The 17,306-nt window shown below is 70.7% G+C and carries 14 protein-coding genes; 11 read left to right on the top strand and 3 right to left on the bottom strand.

The window, feature by feature from the left end; genetic code table 11:
- Nucleotides 1–51 precede the first annotated feature (51 nt).
- The 6 genes from ruvB (at nucleotide 52) to ACGFNI_RS21420 (ending at nucleotide 8,319) form a co-directional block, all read left to right on the top strand.
- Nucleotides 52–1,137, top strand: coding sequence for a Holliday junction branch migration DNA helicase RuvB (ruvB, locus tag ACGFNI_RS21445; protein WP_393685994.1), 1,086 nt, complete (start codon nucleotides 52–54; stop codon nucleotides 1,135–1,137).
- A 163-nt stretch (nucleotides 1,138–1,300) separates the two neighbouring features.
- A complete protein-coding gene (yajC, locus tag ACGFNI_RS21440) occupies nucleotides 1,301–1,816 on the top strand; it encodes a preprotein translocase subunit YajC (protein WP_393685993.1) in 516 nt (171 codons plus the stop codon).
- A gap of 151 nt (nucleotides 1,817–1,967) precedes the next feature.
- Nucleotides 1,968–3,749: a protein translocase subunit SecD gene (secD, locus tag ACGFNI_RS21435; RefSeq protein ID WP_393685991.1), complete on the top strand. Its 1,782-nt coding sequence runs from the start codon at nucleotides 1,968–1,970 to the stop codon at nucleotides 3,747–3,749.
- A 1-nt stretch (nucleotide 3,750) separates the two neighbouring features.
- Nucleotides 3,751–4,872, top strand: a complete 1,122-nt coding sequence (secF, locus tag ACGFNI_RS21430; RefSeq protein ID WP_393685989.1) for a protein translocase subunit SecF — start codon at nucleotides 3,751–3,753, stop codon at nucleotides 4,870–4,872.
- Nucleotides 4,869–5,417, top strand: coding sequence for an adenine phosphoribosyltransferase (locus ACGFNI_RS21425; protein ID WP_393685988.1), 549 nt, complete (start codon nucleotides 4,869–4,871; stop codon nucleotides 5,415–5,417). The genes secF and ACGFNI_RS21425 overlap by 4 nt, the downstream gene beginning before the upstream one ends.
- Before the next feature lie 172 nt (nucleotides 5,418–5,589).
- Entirely contained in the window at nucleotides 5,590–8,319 is a 2,730-nt protein-coding gene (locus ACGFNI_RS21420) for a RelA/SpoT family protein (protein ID WP_393685986.1), read from the top strand.
- A gap of 70 nt (nucleotides 8,320–8,389) precedes the next feature.
- Here ACGFNI_RS21420 and ACGFNI_RS21415 read toward each other — a convergent pair whose 3' ends face one another.
- Both ACGFNI_RS21415 and ACGFNI_RS21410 read right to left on the bottom strand, forming a co-directional pair.
- The gene (locus ACGFNI_RS21415) at nucleotides 8,390–9,619 is read right to left on the bottom strand and encodes a DUF349 domain-containing protein (protein ID WP_393685984.1); all 1,230 of its coding nucleotides are present in this window, start codon (nucleotides 9,617–9,619) and stop codon (nucleotides 8,390–8,392) included.
- Between the two features lie 241 nt (nucleotides 9,620–9,860).
- Nucleotides 9,861–10,685 carry a peptidylprolyl isomerase gene (locus ACGFNI_RS21410; RefSeq protein ID WP_393685982.1) on the bottom strand — a complete coding sequence of 275 codons (825 nt, stop codon included), beginning with the start codon at nucleotides 10,683–10,685 and terminating at the stop codon, nucleotides 9,861–9,863.
- Nucleotides 10,686–10,865: 180 nt separating this feature from the next.
- On the opposite strand from ACGFNI_RS21410, the gene ACGFNI_RS21405 reads away from it, so the two are divergent.
- From ACGFNI_RS21405 to ACGFNI_RS21390, 4 genes are all read left to right on the top strand, one after another.
- The gene (locus tag ACGFNI_RS21405; protein ID WP_393685980.1) at nucleotides 10,866–11,579 is read left to right on the top strand and encodes an MBL fold metallo-hydrolase; all 714 of its coding nucleotides are present in this window, start codon (nucleotides 10,866–10,868) and stop codon (nucleotides 11,577–11,579) included.
- An 11-nt stretch (nucleotides 11,580–11,590) separates the two neighbouring features.
- On the top strand, nucleotides 11,591–12,853 hold the full coding sequence (hisS, locus tag ACGFNI_RS21400) for a histidine--tRNA ligase (RefSeq protein WP_393685978.1): 1,263 nt from the start codon (nucleotides 11,591–11,593) through the stop codon (nucleotides 12,851–12,853).
- Nucleotides 12,854–13,236: 383 nt separating this feature from the next.
- A complete protein-coding gene (locus ACGFNI_RS21395; protein ID WP_393685977.1) occupies nucleotides 13,237–13,881 on the top strand; it encodes a vitamin K epoxide reductase family protein in 645 nt (214 codons plus the stop codon).
- Nucleotides 13,882–13,966: 85 nt separating this feature from the next.
- Entirely contained in the window at nucleotides 13,967–15,325 is a 1,359-nt protein-coding gene (locus tag ACGFNI_RS21390) for a replication-associated recombination protein A (RefSeq protein ID WP_393685975.1), read from the top strand.
- Nucleotides 15,326–15,481: 156 nt separating this feature from the next.
- Here ACGFNI_RS21390 and ACGFNI_RS21385 read toward each other — a convergent pair whose 3' ends face one another.
- Nucleotides 15,482–16,240, bottom strand: coding sequence for a DUF2470 domain-containing protein (locus ACGFNI_RS21385; RefSeq protein ID WP_393685973.1), 759 nt, complete (start codon nucleotides 16,238–16,240; stop codon nucleotides 15,482–15,484).
- A gap of 185 nt (nucleotides 16,241–16,425) precedes the next feature.
- Between ACGFNI_RS21385 and rpsD the strand changes: the two genes are divergently transcribed.
- Nucleotides 16,426–17,037, top strand: a complete 612-nt coding sequence (gene rpsD / locus ACGFNI_RS21380; protein ID WP_393685972.1) for a 30S ribosomal protein S4 — start codon at nucleotides 16,426–16,428, stop codon at nucleotides 17,035–17,037.
- Nucleotides 17,038–17,306: the final 269 nt, after the last annotated feature.

The raw sequence follows: 17,306 nt of genomic DNA, 5'->3' as shown, positions 1-17,306 counted from the left end.
GTACGACCACGCAGGCGGCCAGACCGCCCCGACCCCGCGAGGCAATCCGCAGTGAACTGGGACGACACCGCACCGTCCACCGCAGACGAGGCCGACGGCACCGACCGGCTGGTCGGGGCCGACGCCGACGGCGAGGACACCGCGGTCGAAGCGGCCCTGCGCCCCAAGGACCTCGAAGAATTCGTCGGCCAGGAGCGGGTGCGCGAACAGCTCGACCTGGTGCTGCGCGCCGCCCGCGCCCGTGGCGCCACCGCCGACCACGTCCTGCTCTCCGGCGCCCCCGGCCTCGGCAAGACCACCCTGTCGATGATCATCGCCGCCGAGATGGGCGCCCCGATCCGGATCACATCGGGCCCCGCCATCCAGCACGCCGGCGACCTCGCCGCGATCCTCTCCTCCCTCCAGGAGGGCGAGGTGCTCTTCCTCGACGAGATCCACCGGATGTCCCGCCCGGCCGAGGAAATGCTCTACATGGCGATGGAGGACTTCCGCGTCGACGTCATCGTCGGCAAGGGTCCGGGCGCCACCGCCATCCCCCTCGAACTCCCGCCCTTCACCCTGGTCGGCGCCACCACCCGGGCCGGTCTGCTGCCGCCCCCGCTGCGCGACCGCTTCGGCTTCACCGGCCACATGGAGTTCTATGCCCCGCCGGAGCTGGAGCGGGTCATCCACCGCTCGGCCGGCCTGCTGGACGTCGACATCGACTCCGGCGGCGCCGCCGAGATCGCCGGCCGCTCCCGCGGCACCCCCCGCATCGCCAACCGCCTGCTGCGCAGGGTCCGCGACTACGCCCAGGTCAAGGCCGACGGCGTGATCGCCCGTGACACCGCGTCCCGTGCCCTGGACGTCTACGAGGTCGACGCCCGGGGTCTGGACCGCCTCGACCGCGCGGTGCTCACCGCGCTGCTGAAGCTGTTCGGCGGCGGCCCGGTGGGACTCTCCACCCTCGCCGTGGCGGTGGGGGAGGAGCGGGAGACCGTCGAGGAGGTCGCCGAACCCTTCCTGGTCCGCGAAGGACTCCTGGCGCGTACGCCCCGTGGCCGGATCGCGACCCCGGCGGCATGGACGCATCTCGGGCTGGTACCGCCCCAGCAGCAATCGGGTGGAAGCGGGCAGCAGGGCCTGTTCAGGGCGTGACGGCGCGGAGACTCGCGGGGTCAGGAACTGCGGTGCGATGCTGGGCGTTGTTCCACTGGTGCGGACTGACTTAGACTCCGCCGATGCCGTCCGTATGGTCCGGCATACCCACCCCCGAATATCAGGCCGCCGACCAGCGGTCGTGCGAAGGAATTTCCGTCCCGTGAATCCCGTGACTCTCCTCCCCTTCATTGTCCTCATCGGGGCCATGTTCCTGATGACCCGGTCCGCCAAGAAGAAGCAGCAGGCGGCTGCGCAGATGCGCAATGAGATGCAGCCCGGCACCGGCGTCCGGACGATCGGGGGCATGTACGCCACCGTCAAGGAGATCCACGAGGAGTCGGTTCTCCTCGAGGTCGCCCCCGGCGTGCACGCCATCTATGCCAAGAACTCCATCGGCGCGGTCCTCCCCGATGAGGAGTACAACCGCATCATCGACGGTGCCGACCCGATCAAGGCCGACGGCACGGTCGTGCCCGACGACGCCTCCTCGCTGACCGGTGACGCCGCTGCCGACGCCACCGAAAAGAGTGAGAAGGCGGACAAGATCGACCTGGGCAAGGACGAGGCCCCGGCCGCCGACGCCGACGAGCCCGCCGCCGACGAGGCCCCGGCCGCCAAGGCCGACAAGGGCGCGTCCGCCGAAGAGAAGAAGTCCGGCGGCGCCGACGCGAAGTAGTCCCGCCCGGACGGAGCCGCGGAGCGCCCCCTGGGCGGTGCACCGCGGTTCCGGGACGGTTTAGGCTCCGGCGGGGGCACGTCCCCACAACACTTCGTGGCCGCTCGGCAGACACCCGAAGCCGAGTGGTTGGACAGGGAGATACGAGAAGGTGGCAGCACCGAAGAAGGGCCGCAGGGCGCCCACGGGCCAGGGGAAGCCGGGGCGCACCCTGGTTTTCATCCTGATCGCCATGGTGGCGCTGGTCGGAGGAATGTTCTACTCCGGCACTCTGACGCCCCGACTGGGCATCGATCTGGCGGGTGGTACCAGCTTCACGCTCCAGGCCCAGAACCAGCCGGGCAAGCCCAACGCGATCAACGAGACCAACATGAAGACCGCCGCGGGCATCATGGAGCGGCGTGTCAACGGTCTGGGCGTGACCGAGTCCGAGGTCCAGACCCAGGGCCAGGACCACATCATCGTGAACATCCCCAAGGGGACGGACGCGAAGCAGTCCCGCCAGCAGGTCGGTACCACCGCCCAGCTCGCGTTCCGTCCGGTGCTGACCACCACGGCGGGCGCCAAGACCCCCACGCCCTCCGGAAGCCCGTCGACGGGCGCCCAGAACGGCAAGGACGCGAAGGCCGGACAGGGCGAGAAGGCCGCCGACGGCAAGAAGTCCGAGGACGGCGAGAAGGCCGGCGACCCGTCGCCCGGCGCGAGCGCCACCACTCAGGGCCGCGCCGTGACGGACGCCCTGAAGAAGGACCCCACGCCCGGCGGCTCCGCCTCGTCGAAGCCCGACGCGCCCGCGACGCCCCCCGTCCCCGGCACCGAGGGCATCCCGGCCGACCTGCAGAAGCAGCTCGCCGCCCTGGACTGCTCCACCAAGCAGAACCGCGCGACCGCCGGTGAGAAGGCGGCCGGCACCAAGCCGTCCGACCCGGTCGTGGCCTGCAAGGACGACGGCACGCAGAAGTACGTGCTCGGCCCGGTCGGTGTCGAGGGCACCGACGTCAAGGACGCCAAGGCGGTCTTCGACAGCCAGCAGGGCCAGGGCTGGATCGTCCAGATGGACTTCACCTCCGGCGGTGGCAAGAAGTTCGCCGACATCACCGGCAAGCTCGCCACCAAGACGCAGCCGCAGAACCAGTTCGCGATCGTCCTCGACGGCGCCGTCGTCTCCGACCCGCGGGTGAGCCAGCGGCTCAACGGCGGCAACGCCACCATCTCCGGCGGCTTCACCCAGCAGTCCGCCGAGGACCTGGGCAACATGCTGTCGTACGGCGCCCTCCCGCTCTCCTTCAAGATCGTCGACGAGACCACGGTCACCGCGGCGCTCGGTGGCGAGCAGCTGCACGCCGGTCTGATCGCCGGCGCCATCGGCCTCGCCCTGGTCGTGATCTACCTCGTCGCGTACTACCGGGGCCTGGCGCTCGTCGCGCTGGCGAGCCTCGGTGTCTCGGCGGTCCTGACGTACACGATCATGACGTTGCTCGGCCCCGCCATCGGATTCGCGCTGAACCTCCCCGCGGTCTGCGGCGCCATCGTGGCGATCGGCATCACCGCGGACTCGTTCATCGTCTACTTCGAACGCATCCGTGACGAGATCCGCGAGGGCCGCACGCTCCGCCCGTCCGTCGAACGCGGCTGGCCGCGCGCCCGCCGTACGATCCTGGTCTCCGACTTCGTGTCGTTCCTGGCCGCCGCGGTGCTGTTCATCGTCACCGTCGGCAAGGTCCAGGGCTTCGCGTTCACGCTCGGCCTGACCACCGTCCTCGACGTCGTCGTGGTCTTCTTCTTCACCAAGCCGCTGATGACGTTGCTGGCCCGGCGCAAGTTCTTCTCCGACGGCCACTCCTGGTCCGGCCTGGACCCGCAGCGCCTGGGAGCCAAACCACCGCTGCGCCGCCGCCGCGGCAGCGCCCCCACCCAGACGAAGGAGGCGTGAGATGTCCAAGCTCGGAAACCTCGGCGCCAGGCTCTACCGCGGTGAGGTCGGCTACGACTTCATCGGCAAGCGGAAGATCTGGTACGGCATCTCGATCCTCATCACCATCACGGCCCTCGTCGGCCTGGCGGTGCGCGGCCTGAACATGGGCATCGAGTTCTCCGGCGGCGCGGTGCTGACCACCCCGAAGACCTCCGTCTCCTCGTCCGAGGTGCAGCACAAGGCCGAAGCGGCATCCGGCGGCCACCAGGCCGTGGTGCAGAAGCTCGGCGGCGGCGCCATGCGCATCCAGATCAGCGGTCTGGACACCAAGCAGGCGGTGCCGGTCCAGGAGAAGCTGGCCCAGGACCTGAAGGTCCCGGTCAAGGACATCAACACCCAGCTCGTCGGCCCGAGTTGGGGCGAGGAGATCGCCAACAAGGCCTGGCTGGGCCTGGGGATCTTCATGGTCCTGGTGGTGATCTACCTGGCCATCGCGTTCGAGTGGCGGATGGCGCTCGCCGCGCTGATCGCGCTGATCCACGACCTCACGATCACGGTCGGCGTCTACGCGCTGGTCGGCTTCGAGGTCACCCCGGGCACCGTCATCGGTCTGCTGACCATCCTCGGTTACTCCTTGTACGACACGGTCGTCGTCTTCGACAGCCTCAAGGAAGCCTCCAAGGACATCACCAAGCAGACCCGCTTCACCTACGGCGAGATCGCCAACCGCAGCATCAACGGCACGCTGGTGCGGTCCATCAACACCACGGTCGTCGCGCTGCTGCCGGTCGCCGGTCTGCTGTTCGTCGGCGGTGGCGTGCTGGGCGCCGGCATGCTCAACGACATCTCGCTTGCCCTGTTCGTCGGCCTCGCCGCCGGTGCGTACTCGTCGATCTTCATCGCGACCCCGCTGGTCGCCGACCTGAAGAACAGCGAGCCGCAGATGAAGGCGCTGGCCAAGCGGGTCCAGGCGAAGCGCGCGGCAGCCGCGGCCAAGGACGCCGAGCAGGAGGAGCCGCAGGACGGCTCCTCGGCAGTCGACGGGGATGCCGCCGCCGCGGCGAGCGGCGTCGGCAGCCAGCGCAACCAGCCCGCCGTCCGCAACCGCGGGCGCGGCCGGCCGTCGGGCAAGCGCCGATGAGCGCCCCCGCCGAGCTGCACGAGCTGCTGCTGAGCAAGATCACGGACGTGCCGGACTACCCCCAGCCCGGAGTGATGTTCAAGGACATCACCCCGCTGCTGGCGGACGCCGCCGCGTTCGGCGCGCTGACCGACGCCTTCGTCGACCTCTGCGTCCGCCACCGCGCGGACAAGGTCGTCGGCCTGGAGGCACGCGGATTCATCCTCGCCGCTCCGGTGGCGGTCCGGGCCGGCATCGGTTTCGTCCCGGTCCGCAAGGCCGGCAAGCTGCCCGGCGCGACGCTGGGGCAGAGGTACGACCTCGAATACGGCACTGCCGAGGTCGAGATCCACGCCGACGCGCTGGCCCCGGGGGACCGGGTGCTGGTCATCGACGACGTGCTGGCCACCGGCGGCACCGCCCACGCCTCGCTCCAGCTCATCCGCCGCGCCGGCGCCGACGTCGCCGGCCTGGCCGTCCTGATGGAGCTGGGCTTCCTGGACGGCAGGAAGCGGGTGGAGACCGGTTTGAAGGGCGCTCCGCTGGAGGCCCTGATCACGGTCTGAGCCCGCCCGGCACCCGCTTCGGCGCCGGGGTCACCTGGGAAGTTTCCCGGTGGCCCCGGCGCTGTGTCATGTACGGACCGTAGCCGCAGGAGAGGCCGGGCGGTGAGGTCGATACGATGGCATCCCGACCCGATCGTTGGTCTTGTGGTCCGGAACCGCTTGAGGAGTGCTCTTGCCAGACGAGGCCCAGCCGCTCTCCCCCGGACTGCGTCCGGCGGGATCCCCCGCCACGCGCCCGGACGAGCAGAAGCCGCAGGACGCGGCTCATCCGGACGCGCCGCAGCCCGAGCAGCGGGGCGCGGCCGACGGCGGTGCCACGCCTGCCGGCCCCACCGGTGCGTCCGCGGCCGGGCCACGGCCGACACCGGGCCCGAAGCCGGAGCCCGGCACCTCAGCCGCGCCCGCCCCGAAGCCGGGGCCCGCGCCGCAGCAGGACCAGGCACCGAAGCCGGGCCCGGGGCCTGAACCGGCCGCCCGCCCGCAGGCGGCTCCCGGCCCTGCCTCCCCGTCGAAGGCCACGTCGCCCGCCCCCGTCCGGGCCGACCGCCCGACCACGAACCCCACATCCGTGTCCAAGCCGGTGGCGCCCGCCCCGCCCGGCCGCTCCGGATCCTCCAACCGCGTACGCGCCCGCCTCGCCCGACTGGGCGTACAGCGCTCCAGCCCGTACAACCCGGTCCTGGAGCCGCTGCTGCGGGTCGTCCGCAGCAACGACCCCAAGATCGAGGCGGCGACGCTGCGCCAGGTCGAGCGGGCCTACCAGGTCGCCGAGCGCTGGCACCGCGGCCAGAAGCGCAAGAGCGGCGACCCGTACATCACCCACCCGCTCGCCGTGACGACGATCCTCGCCGAGCTGGGCATGGATCCGGCCACGCTCATGGCGGGTCTGCTGCACGACACCGTCGAGGACACCGAATACGGCCTGGACACCCTGCGCCGCGACTTCGGCGACCAGGTGGCGCTGCTCGTCGACGGCGTCACCAAGCTCGACCGGGTCAAGTTCGGCGAGGCCGCGCAGGCCGAGACGGTCCGCAAGATGGTCGTCGCGATGGCCAAGGACCCGCGCGTCCTGGTCATCAAGCTCGCCGACCGGCTGCACAACATGCGCACGATGCGCTACCTCAAGCGGGAGAAGCAGGAGAAGAAGGCCCGCGAGACGCTGGAGATCTACGCCCCGCTGGCGCACCGGCTGGGCATGAACACCATCAAGTGGGAACTGGAGGACCTCGCCTTCGCGATCCTCTACCCCAAGATGTACGACGAGATCGTGCGGCTGGTCGCCGAGCGGGCGCCCAAGCGGGACGAGTACCTGGCGATAGTGACCGACGAGGTCCAGGCCGACCTGCGCTCCGCCCGCATCAAGGCCACCGTCACCGGCCGCCCCAAGCACTACTACAGCGTCTACCAGAAGATGATCGTCCGCGGCCGTGACTTCGCGGAGATCTACGACCTGGTGGGCATCCGCGTCCTCGTCGACACCGTCCGCGACTGCTACGCGGCGCTCGGCACCGTCCACGCGCGATGGAATCCGGTCCCCGGCCGGTTCAAGGACTACATCGCGATGCCCAAGTTCAACATGTACCAGTCGCTGCACACGACGGTCATCGGGCCGGCCGGCAAGCCCGTCGAGCTGCAGATCCGCACGTTCGACATGCACCGCCGCGCCGAATACGGCATCGCCGCGCACTGGAAGTACAAGCAGGAAGCCGTCGCCGGCGCCTCCAAGGTGCGTACCGACGTCCCCAAGGGCGCGGGCAAGGGCGCGGGCCAGGACACCGTCAACGACATGGCCTGGCTGCGGCAGCTCCTGGACTGGCAGAAGGAGACCGAGGACCCGGGCGAGTTCCTCGAATCGCTGCGCTTCGACCTCTCCCGCAACGAAGTCTTCGTCTTCACGCCGAAGGGCGACGTCATAGCGCTGCCGGCCGGCGCCACCCCCGTCGACTTCGCGTACGCGGTGCACACGGAGGTCGGCCACCGCACGATAGGGGCGCGGGTCAACGGACGGCTGGTGCCGCTCGAATCGACCCTGGACAACGGCGACTTGGTGGAGGTCTTCACCTCCAAGGCGCCCGGAGCCGGCCCGTCGCGCGACTGGCTGGGCTTCGTCAAGTCCCCGCGCGCCCGCAACAAGATCCGCGCCTGGTTCTCCAAGGAGCGCCGCGACGAGGCGATCGAGCAGGGCAAGGACGCCATCGCGCGCGCCATGCGCAAGCAGAACCTGCCGATACAGCGAATTCTCACCGGCGACTCCCTGGTCACCCTCGCGCACGAGATGCGCTACCCCGACATCTCGTCGCTGTACGCCGCGATCGGTGAGGGCCATGTCGCGGCCCAGGGCGTCGTCCAGAAGCTGGTGCAGGCGCTCGGCGGGCAGGACGAGGCCACCGAGGACATCGCCGAGTCCACCCCGATCCGGCGCTCCAAGCGCCGCTCCAACGCCGACCCGGGTGTGGTCGTCAAGGGCGTCGACGACGTCTGGGTCAAGCTCGCCCGCTGCTGCACCCCGGTCCCGGGCGACCCCATCATCGGCTTCGTCACCCGCGGCAGCGGCGTCTCGGTGCACCGCGCCGACTGCGTCAACGTCGACTCGCTGTCCAAGCAGCCGGAGCGGATCCTGGAGGTCGAGTGGGCGCCCACCCAGTCCTCGGTCTTCCTGGTCGCCATCCAGGTCGAGGCGCTGGACCGCTCGCGGCTGCTGTCGGACGTCACCCGCGTCCTGTCCGACCAGCACGTCAATATCCTGTCCGCGGCCGTCCAGACCTCCCGCGACCGGGTCGCCACCTCGCGCTTCACGTTCGAGATGGGCGACCCCAAGCACCTCGGCCATGTCCTCAAGGCGGTACGCGGCGTGGAAGGCGTGTACGACGTCTACCGCGTGACGTCGGCACGCAGGCCGTAGCAGGCACGCACGGAGAGGGCCCCGGTACGTGATGCGTACCGGGGCCCTCCTCGTATCAGTGGCTCAACGCTCAGCCGCCGAACTCCTCAAGGCCCTTCAGCGCCTGGTCCAGCAGCGCCTTGCGGCCCTCGAGCTCCCGGCCGAGCTTGTCGGCCTTGGCGTTGTTGCCGGCCGCCCGCGCCGTGTCGATCTGCTTCTCCAGCTTGTCGACGGCGTCCTGGAGCTGGCCGGTCAGGCCCGCAGCCCGCGCCCGCGCCTCCGGGTTCGTACGCCGCCAGTCGGCCTCCTCGGCCTCCTGGATGGCGCGCTCGACGGCGTGGATCCGCCCCTCGATCTTCGGACGGGCGTCCCGCGGCACGTGGCCGATGGCCTCCCACCGCTCGTTGACCGAACGGAACGCGGCCCGCGCCGCCTTCAGGTCGGTCACCGGGAGCAGCTTCTCGGCCTCGGTGACCAGCTCCTCCTTGCGGGTCAGGTTCTCCCGCTGCTCGGCGTCCCGTTCCGCGAAGACCTCGCCGCGGGCCTGGAAGAAGACGTCCTGGGCGCCGCGGAAGCGGTTCCACAGGTCGTCCTCGTGCTCGCGCTGGGCGCGGCCCGCGGCCTTCCATTCGGTCATCAGCTCGCGGTAACGGGCGGCGGTGGCCCCCCAGTCCGTCGAGTTCGACAGCGCCTGCGCCTCGGCGACCAGCTTCTCCTTGGCCTGCCTGGCCTCCTCGCGCTGCGCGTCGAGCGAGGCGAAGTGCGCCTTGCGCCGCTTGGAGAACGCGGAGCGGGCGTGCGAGAAGCGGTGCCACAGCTCGTCGTCCGCCTTGCGGTCGAGGCGCGGCAGCCCCTTCCAGGTGTCGACCAGCGCCCGCAGCCGCTCGCCGGCCGCCCGCCACTGCTCGCTGGCCGCCAGCTCCTCGGCCTCGGCGACCAGCTTCTCCTTGGCCAGCCTGGCCTCGTCGCTCTGCTTGGCCTTCTGCGCCTTGCGCTCCTCGCGCCGCGCGTCGACCGTGCCGACGAGGGCGTCGAGCCGCTTCCTCAGCGCGTCCAGGTCGCCGACCGCGTGGTGCTCGTCGACCTGCTGACGCAGATGGTCGATCGCGGCCGTCGCGTCCTTCGCCGACAGGTCGGTGGTCTTGACCCGGCGCTCGAGGAGGCCGATCTCGACGACCAGGCCCTCATACTTGCGCTCGAAGTAGGCGAGGGCCTCCTCGGGGGATCCCGCCTGCCACGATCCGACGACCTGCTCGCCGTCGGCGGTACGCACGTACACGGTCCCCGTCTCATCGACGCGGCCCCATGGGTCGCTGCTCACAGCGCCTCCTCCACATGATGCCGACGAGGGCGCGCGGCCCCCCGGCATCGTCCACAGTTTCTGTCCGGCAGAGCTGCGCCCTGGCCGGTCCGACGGGCGGTCTTGCGGGTGCGGGTGGCAGCCGTCGGCGCAGGCACCCTACACAACGCCAATCTAGGCGAAGGGCGGTCGGCTGTCCGCATCCAGCACGACCGAAATTACGCGGTGGACACACCGGGACGGCGGATCGCCCCGGTCACCGTCAGGACGCGGCAACCGTGGCGCGGTTGATGACGACCGTGGCGTTCGGTGCGGTGTTGCCGGTCTGCGACTCGGGGGCCGAACCGGCCGCGGCGATCTTCTTGAGGACGTCCATGCCGCCGGTGATCGTCCCGAACGGCGTGTAGTTCGGCGGCAGCTTGCTGTCCTGATAGACGAGGAAGAACTGACTGCCCCCGGAATTGCGGGTCTTGTCGCTCTTGCCGTCGTACTGGTTGGCCATCGCGACCGTGCCCGCCGGATAGACGCCGCCCTTGAGACGCGGGTCCTTGAGGTTCTCGTCCGGGAGGGTGTAGCCGGGAGTGCCGGCGCCGGTGGCGGTCGGGTCGCCGCACTGGAGGACGTAAATACCCTGGTCCACCAGACGGTGGCACTTGCTGTGGTCGAAATACCCCTGTTTGGTGAGGAACGCGAAGGAGTTGACGGTGTGCGGGGCCTTGCCCGCGTCCAGCTTCAGGTCGATCTCACCGCAGGTGGTCCGCAGCTTCGCGGAATAGGCGGCCGAGGTGTCGACGGACATCGCGGGCTCCTTCTTCCACTTCTTCTTCGACGGCGAGCCCTTCGCGGGGCGGGCGCACGGGTCGGCCGGCTTCGTGGGGCCAGCGGCGGCCTCGTCGGACGACCGGTCGTTGCCGCCGAGACCGGCCGTCGCGTACGCCGCGGCGCCCGCGGCCACCACCACGGCCAGCGCGGACGCGATGATCACGTTGCGGCGTCTGGCCTTGCGCCGGGCTGCGGCCCGCCGCTGCTGCTGGCGCGCGAACTTCTCCCTGGCGAGCTGCCGCCGCCGCTGATCGCTGCTGACCACCGGTCGTCTCCTTGTCCTGCGCTCCGGTCCTGCCGCGCGCGGGTCGCTCTGGTCTGCCGTGGCCGTACCGTATACGGGTTCGCAACCGCGGGAGTCGCGCCGGTAGGCTCTGGAGCTGCCGAATTGTTCCGGAGCGGCCGAGTGCACGAGCCGCCGCCCCACCGACCTTTAAGGACGAACGTGCTGATTGCCGGGTTCCCGGCCGGGGCCTGGGGGACCAACTGCTATTTGGTCGCCCCCGCCGCGGGCGAGGAGTGCGTGATCATCGACCCGGGCCACCAAGCGGCCCAAGGAGTCGAGGACGCGGTGCGCAAACATCGGCTCAAGCCCGTCGCGGTCGTCCTGACCCATGGCCACATCGACCACGTCGCCTCGGTCGTCCCGGTGTGCGGGGCGCACGACGTCCCCGCCTGGATCCACCCCGAGGACCGCTACATGATGAGCGACCCGGAGAAGGCCATCGGCCGGTCCTTCGGCGCGCAGCTCATGGGCGAACTGACCGTCGGTGAACCGGACGACGTCAAGGAACTCACCGACGGCAGCGCCCTGGAGCTGGCCGGCATGGAATTCTCCGTCGCGCACGCCCCGGGCCATACCAAGGGGTCGGTGACGTTCAGAATGCCCGAGCAGGAGGACATTCCGCCGGTCCTCTTCTCCGGCGACCTGCTGTTCGCCGGCTCCATCGGACGCACCGACCTGCCGGGCGGCGACCACGCCGAGATCCTGCAGTCGCTGGCGCGCGTGTGCCTGCCGCTGGAGGATTCGACCGTCGTCCTGTCCGGGCACGGCACCCAGACCACCATCGGCCGCGAGCGCACCGGCAACCCCTACCTGCGGGAGCTGGCCGCCGGCCTCGGAGACGGCACAACTGCCCCTCCGCGACGAGGAATGTGACGAGACTTTCCGTGAGCACCTTTCAGGCACCCAAGGGCACGTACGACCTGCTCCCGCCGAATTCCGCGACCTATCTCGCGGTGCGCGAGGCGATTTCCGCCCCGCTGAAGAACTCCGGGTACGGCTACATCGAGACGCCGGGCTTCGAGAACGTCGAGCTGTTCGCCCGCGGCGTCGGTGAGTCCACCGACATCGTGACCAAGGAGATGTACGCCTTCGAGACCAAGGGCGGCGACCAGCTCGCGCTGCGCCCGGAGGGCACCGCGTCCGTGCTGCGCGCCGCGCTGGAGGCCAACCTCCACAAGGGCGGCAACCTCCCCGTCAAGCTCTGGTACTCCGGCTCGTACTACCGCTACGAGCGCCCGCAGAAGGGCCGTTACCGCCACTTCTCGCAGGTCGGTGCCGAGGCGATCGGCGCCGAGGACCCGGCGCTCGACGCCGAGCTGATCATCCTGGCCGACCAGGCGTACCGCGCGCTCGGGCTGCGCGACTTCCGCATCCTGCTCAACTCGCTGGGCGACAAGGAGTGCCGCCCGGTCTACCGGACCGCGCTCCAGGACTTCCTGCGCGGCCTCGACCTGGACGAGGACACCCGGCGCCGGATCGACATCAACCCGCTGCGGGTGCTGGACGACAAGCGCGAGTACGTCCAGGAGCGGCTCGTCGGGGCGCCGATGCTCCGCGACTACCTGTGCGAGGCGTGCAAGGCGTACCACGAGCAGGTGCGCGAGCTGCTGACCGCGGCCGGAGTCGCGTTCGAGGACGACGTGAAGCTGGTCCGCGGCCTGGACTACTACACCCGCACCACCTTCGAGTTCGTCCACGACGGTCTCGGCTCGCAGTCGGCGGTGGGCGGCGGCGGACGGTACGACGGCCTGTCCGAGATGATCGGCGGCCCCGCGCTGCCGTCCGTCGGCTGGGCGCTGGGCGTGGACCGTACGGTGCTGGCGCTGGAGGCGGAGGGTGTCACGCTCGACATCCCGGCCGCCACCGCGGTCTACGCCGTGCCGCTGGGAGAGGAGGCCCGCAGGGTGCTCTTCGGGGCGGTCACCGAGCTGCGCAGGGCCGGCATCGCGACGGACTTCGCGTTCGGCGGCAAGGGGCTGAAGAACGCCATGAAGTCGGCCAACCGTTCCGGCGCGTGGCTGGCGCTGGTGGCCGGCGAGCGCGACCTGGCCGAAGGTGTCGTGCAGCTCAAGGACCTGCAGAGCGGTGAGCAGACGCCGGTCGCACTGGACGCCGTCGTCGAGGAGACCAGGCGCGCGCTGGGCTGAGGCCCGCGGACGTCATCGGCACGAGGGCCCGGCGGTGCACAGCACCGGACGGGCCCTTCGTGTGCCGCCGCGTCGCCCGTGGAGCGGGACCGGCGTCAAGGCGCTGCACGGGCCGTTCATCCGCGGGGATGGTTCCGGCCCGTGGCGGGCGGGCCCGCGGGAAGCGGCGGGGCCACGGCGGGCGCCGCACGGGGCCGGGCAACGGCGCCGGTCAGCCGGTGAGCGACGGCTTCCGGGGGCGCGGCCTGCCGACGCCGGGCGGTTGTCTTTATGTTCGCCGAACGGATATACGGGCCGCTGTTGGGGCAGAATGTGGGGCGCGACCGCTGCCCGCGGGCCCGCTTGTCCACCCCCACTTCCCAAGGGATCGACGGAACCGCGATATGACGACGACAGCGCTGGACGACGACGTGTCCACCGACGACGACCGCGACCGCGGTGAGGGCACCATCGGATCGGGCCGTGGTCTCGCCTGGCTCCTGGTGATCACCGGCGCGCTGGGCACCCTGATGTCCTGGATCATCACCATCGACAAGTTCGAGCTGCTGAAGGACCCGAACTTCAAGCCGGCCTGCAGCCTGAATCCGATCATCTCCTGCGGCAACATCATGCAGAGCGCGCAGGCGGAGGTCTTCGGATTCCCGAACCCGATGGCCGGTCTGATCGCGTTTCCCGTGGTCATCGCGATCGGCGTGGGCCTGCTGGCCGGCGCCCGCTACCGCCGCTGGTACTGGATCGGCCTCAACGTCGGCACCCTGCTCGGCACCGTCTTCTGCATGTGGCTGATGTCCCAGTCGCTGTACGAGATCAACTCGCTGTGCGTGTGGTGCACGCTGACCTGGTGCGTCACCCTCCTGATGTTCTGGTACACCACGGCGCACAACATCAAGCACGGCATCATCCCGACCCCCGCGGGGGTGCGGAACGCGGTGCTGGAATTCCACTGGGTCGTGCCGGTGCTCTGGTACGGCGTGATCGCGCTGCTGATCCTCACCAAGTGGTGGTCCTACTGGAGCTCGCTGATCTGACGGCCGCCAGGCCGCACTCCGACCGCTGCCCGGCCGCACCCGCGGCCGGGCAGCGTTGTCAGTGGGGTGGCATAGGCTCTTGAGCGTGGAGCCCGACCTGTTCACCGCCGCCGCCGAAGACCGTCAAGAGAAGGACCCCGCGGGGTCTCCCCTCGCCGTACGGATGCGTCCGCGCACCCTCGACGAGGTCGTGGGACAGCAGCATCTGCTCAAGCCGGGGTCTCCGTTGCGTCGCCTGGTCGGTGAGGGCAGCGGCGGCCCGGCCGGACCGTCGTCCGTGTTCCTGTGGGGACCGCCGGGCATCGGCAAGACGACCCTGGCCTACGTCGTCAGCCAGGCGACGAACAAGCGCTTCGTGGAGCTGTCCGCGATCACCGCGGGAGTCAAGGAGGTGCGGGCCGTCATCGACGGCGCCCGCCGCGCCTCGGGCGGTTACGGCAAGGAGACCGTCCTCTTCCTCGACGAGATCCACCGCTTCAGCAAGGCCCAGCAGGACTCCCTGCTGCCCGCCGTGGAGAACCGCTGGGTCACCCTCATCGCCGCCACGACCGAGAATCCGTACTTCTCGGTGATCTCCCCGCTGCTCTCCCGCTCCCTGCTGCTGACCCTCGAACCGCTCACCGACGACGATCTGCGCGGCCTGCTGGCGCGTGCGCTGACCGCGGAGCGCGGCCTGGCCGGCGCGGTGACGCTGCCCGACGACACCGAGGCGCATCTGCTGCGGATCGCCGGCGGGGACGCCAGGCGGGCGCTGACCGCCCTGGAGGCCGGCGCGGGCTCCGCGCTGGCCAAGGGCGAGAAGGAGATCACCCTCCAGACCCTGGAGGAGTCCGTCGACCGCGCCGCGGTGAAGTACGACCGGGACGGCGACCAGCACTACGACGTCGCCAGCGCGCTGATCAAGTCCATCCGGGGTTCGGACGTCGACGCGGCGCTGCACTATCTGGCGCGCATGATCGAGGCGGGGGAGGACCCCCGCTTCATCGCCCGCCGGTTGATGATCTCGGCCAGTGAGGACATCGGCCTGGCCGACCCCTCCGCGCTGCAGACCGCGGTGGCCGCGGCCCAGGCGGTCGCGATGATCGGCTTCCCCGAGGCTCGGATCACCCTCGGCCAGGCCACCATCGCCCTCGCCCTGGCCCCGAAGTCGAACGCCGCCTACACCGCGATAGACGCCGCGCTCGCGGACGTCCGAGCGGGTCAGGCGGGCCCGGTACCGGCCCATCTGCGCGACAGCCACTACAAGGGCGCCCAGAAGCTCGGCCACGGCCAGGGGTACCAGTACCCGCACGACCTGCCGGGCGGCATCGCGGCACAGCAGTACGCGCCGGACGAGGTCCACGGCAAGCGGTACTACACCCCGACCCGGCACGGCGCCGAGGCGCGTTACGCCGATGTCGCCGAGCGGGTCCGGGCCCGGCTGCGCGGCGAAACGGGCGACTGAGAGACGGGCGGCTGAGAGACGGGCGCCCGGGACGCCCGCCGCCGGCCTGCCGGGCGACTGTGGTTCACCGGGTGGACGACGGACCGTCCCGGACGGCCGACCGGCCGCGGACCGGTGCCCGCGGCGGCCGTGGCGCCGACCCGGCGCGGCCCGGGGTCACTCCATGGCGGCGTCGAAGAGCGCGTGCATCGCGCGGCGCAGTTCGGCCACGTCCCGCACCGGCTCGGGAAAGTCGAACCGCGCGTCGAACGACCGCTGGTCGGTGGTGCCGGTGAAGCGGACCCGCAGCCCGAAGCGGTCCAGGGCCACCGGCGCGGCGCGGTCCCGTACGCCGCAGAACTCCGCGGCCCGCTCGCCGAGCAGGCTGCACAGCGCGCGCACCTGTTCGCCGTGCGACGCGTCCAGATGCTGCAGCAGCTCCGCTTCGTGGGCCACCAGCGGGTCGGGGGAGGCGTCGGCGAACTCGTCGGGCTCGACGGATTCCGCGCCCCACAGGTCGTCCACCGCGCACTCGCCGACCTCCAGGCGCAGCATCACCCAGGCCGCCCGCCCGTAGAGGCCGGGTGCGGGCTCCGGCTGGAGCGCCTCGCCGATGCCGAGCAGCTCACCCACCGGATGGCGTTCGGCGAGCAGCATCGCGCAGCGGGCCCGGTCGTCGTTGCGTACGGGGGTGAGCCAGCCGGCCACCCAGGCCCGTCCACGGATGCGATGGGGCACCGAAACGGGTGCAACATCCGTGATCTCCATCACGGCTGCCAGGTCGTCGTCCTGCGCGTGCGCCGCCGCTCGGGCCGCCGCAGAGTCGCCTGGAGCCAGCAATAGCACGTCACCTTGGGGTGTCACGGTGCGACAGACAGGTGCGGAAAGTCCGCTCTCGTCGAGGTCCTCGACTCTGGGGATGCTGAGAGAAGCCATACCATTGGAATCGACGAGAGTTCGTACGCGCTCGGCGGCAGTGGGTCGCTGGGCGTCTTCCACGGGACGCGGCTGACCCGATTCGGTGCTGTGAACGGCGCCGGGCAGGGGGATCCCAGGTCGAAACATGCGTTCTCCTCGCGCTAAGGTAAGCCTCACCTAACTTACATGGAGGAACGTTCCACGTGAACCAGTCGCGTCCCAAGGTCAAGAAGTCCCGCGCGCTCGGCATCGCCCTGACGCCGAAGGCCGTCAAGTACTTCGAGGCCCGTCCCTACCCGCCCGGCGAGCACGGCCGTGGCCGCAAGCAGAACAGTGACTACAAGGTCCGGCTGCTCGAGAAGCAGCGTCTGCGTGCGCAGTACGACATCAGCGAGCGCCAGATGGCGCGTGCCTACGACCGCGCTCGGAAGGTCGAAGGCAAGACGGGCGAAGCCCTCATCGTCGAGCTTGAGCGCCGTCTGGACGCGCTCGTCCTGCGGTCGGGCATCGCCCGCACCATCTACCAGGCCCGCCAGATGGTCGTGCACGGCCACATCTCGGTCAACGACCGCAAGGTCGACAAGCCGTCCTTCCGCGTCCGCCCCGGCGACGTCGTGATGGTCCGCGAGCGCAGCCGCGAGAAGCACCCCTTCCAGGTTGCGCGCGAGGGCGGCTACGCCCCCGACGGCGAGACCCCGCGCTACCTGGAGGTCAACCTCCAGGCGCTGGCGTTCCGCCTGGACCGGGATCCCAACCGCAAGGAGATCCCGGTGATCTGCGACGAGCAGCTCGTCGTCGAGTACTACGCCCGCTGATCCAGGCGTAGCCACCCGGCAGCTTCAGCCCGCCGTCTCCCCGCCGCTCGCGGAGGGGGAGGCGGCGGGCTGCTGCGTGCCGGGAACCCGGAGCGCGGCGGCCGGTGGGCGTTCGGAACGTCGCCCGGAACACGGAGGGTACGGGAGTGCGTGCGGACCGTACGTTCTCCTGGCCGCGTCTCCCGCGGCCCCGCCCGGCGCACCGGAATCGGGGTACGGACGCACAGTCACGGCGCGATAAGGTCGAGGCTGCCGTTCGAGCAGGACGA

The organism is Streptomyces sp. NPDC048644 (genome assembly GCF_043199105.1).
In the GTDB taxonomy this organism is placed as follows: Bacteria; Actinomycetota; Actinomycetes; order Streptomycetales; family Streptomycetaceae; genus Streptomyces.
This window is presented reverse-complemented; position numbering and strand designations above follow the sequence as displayed.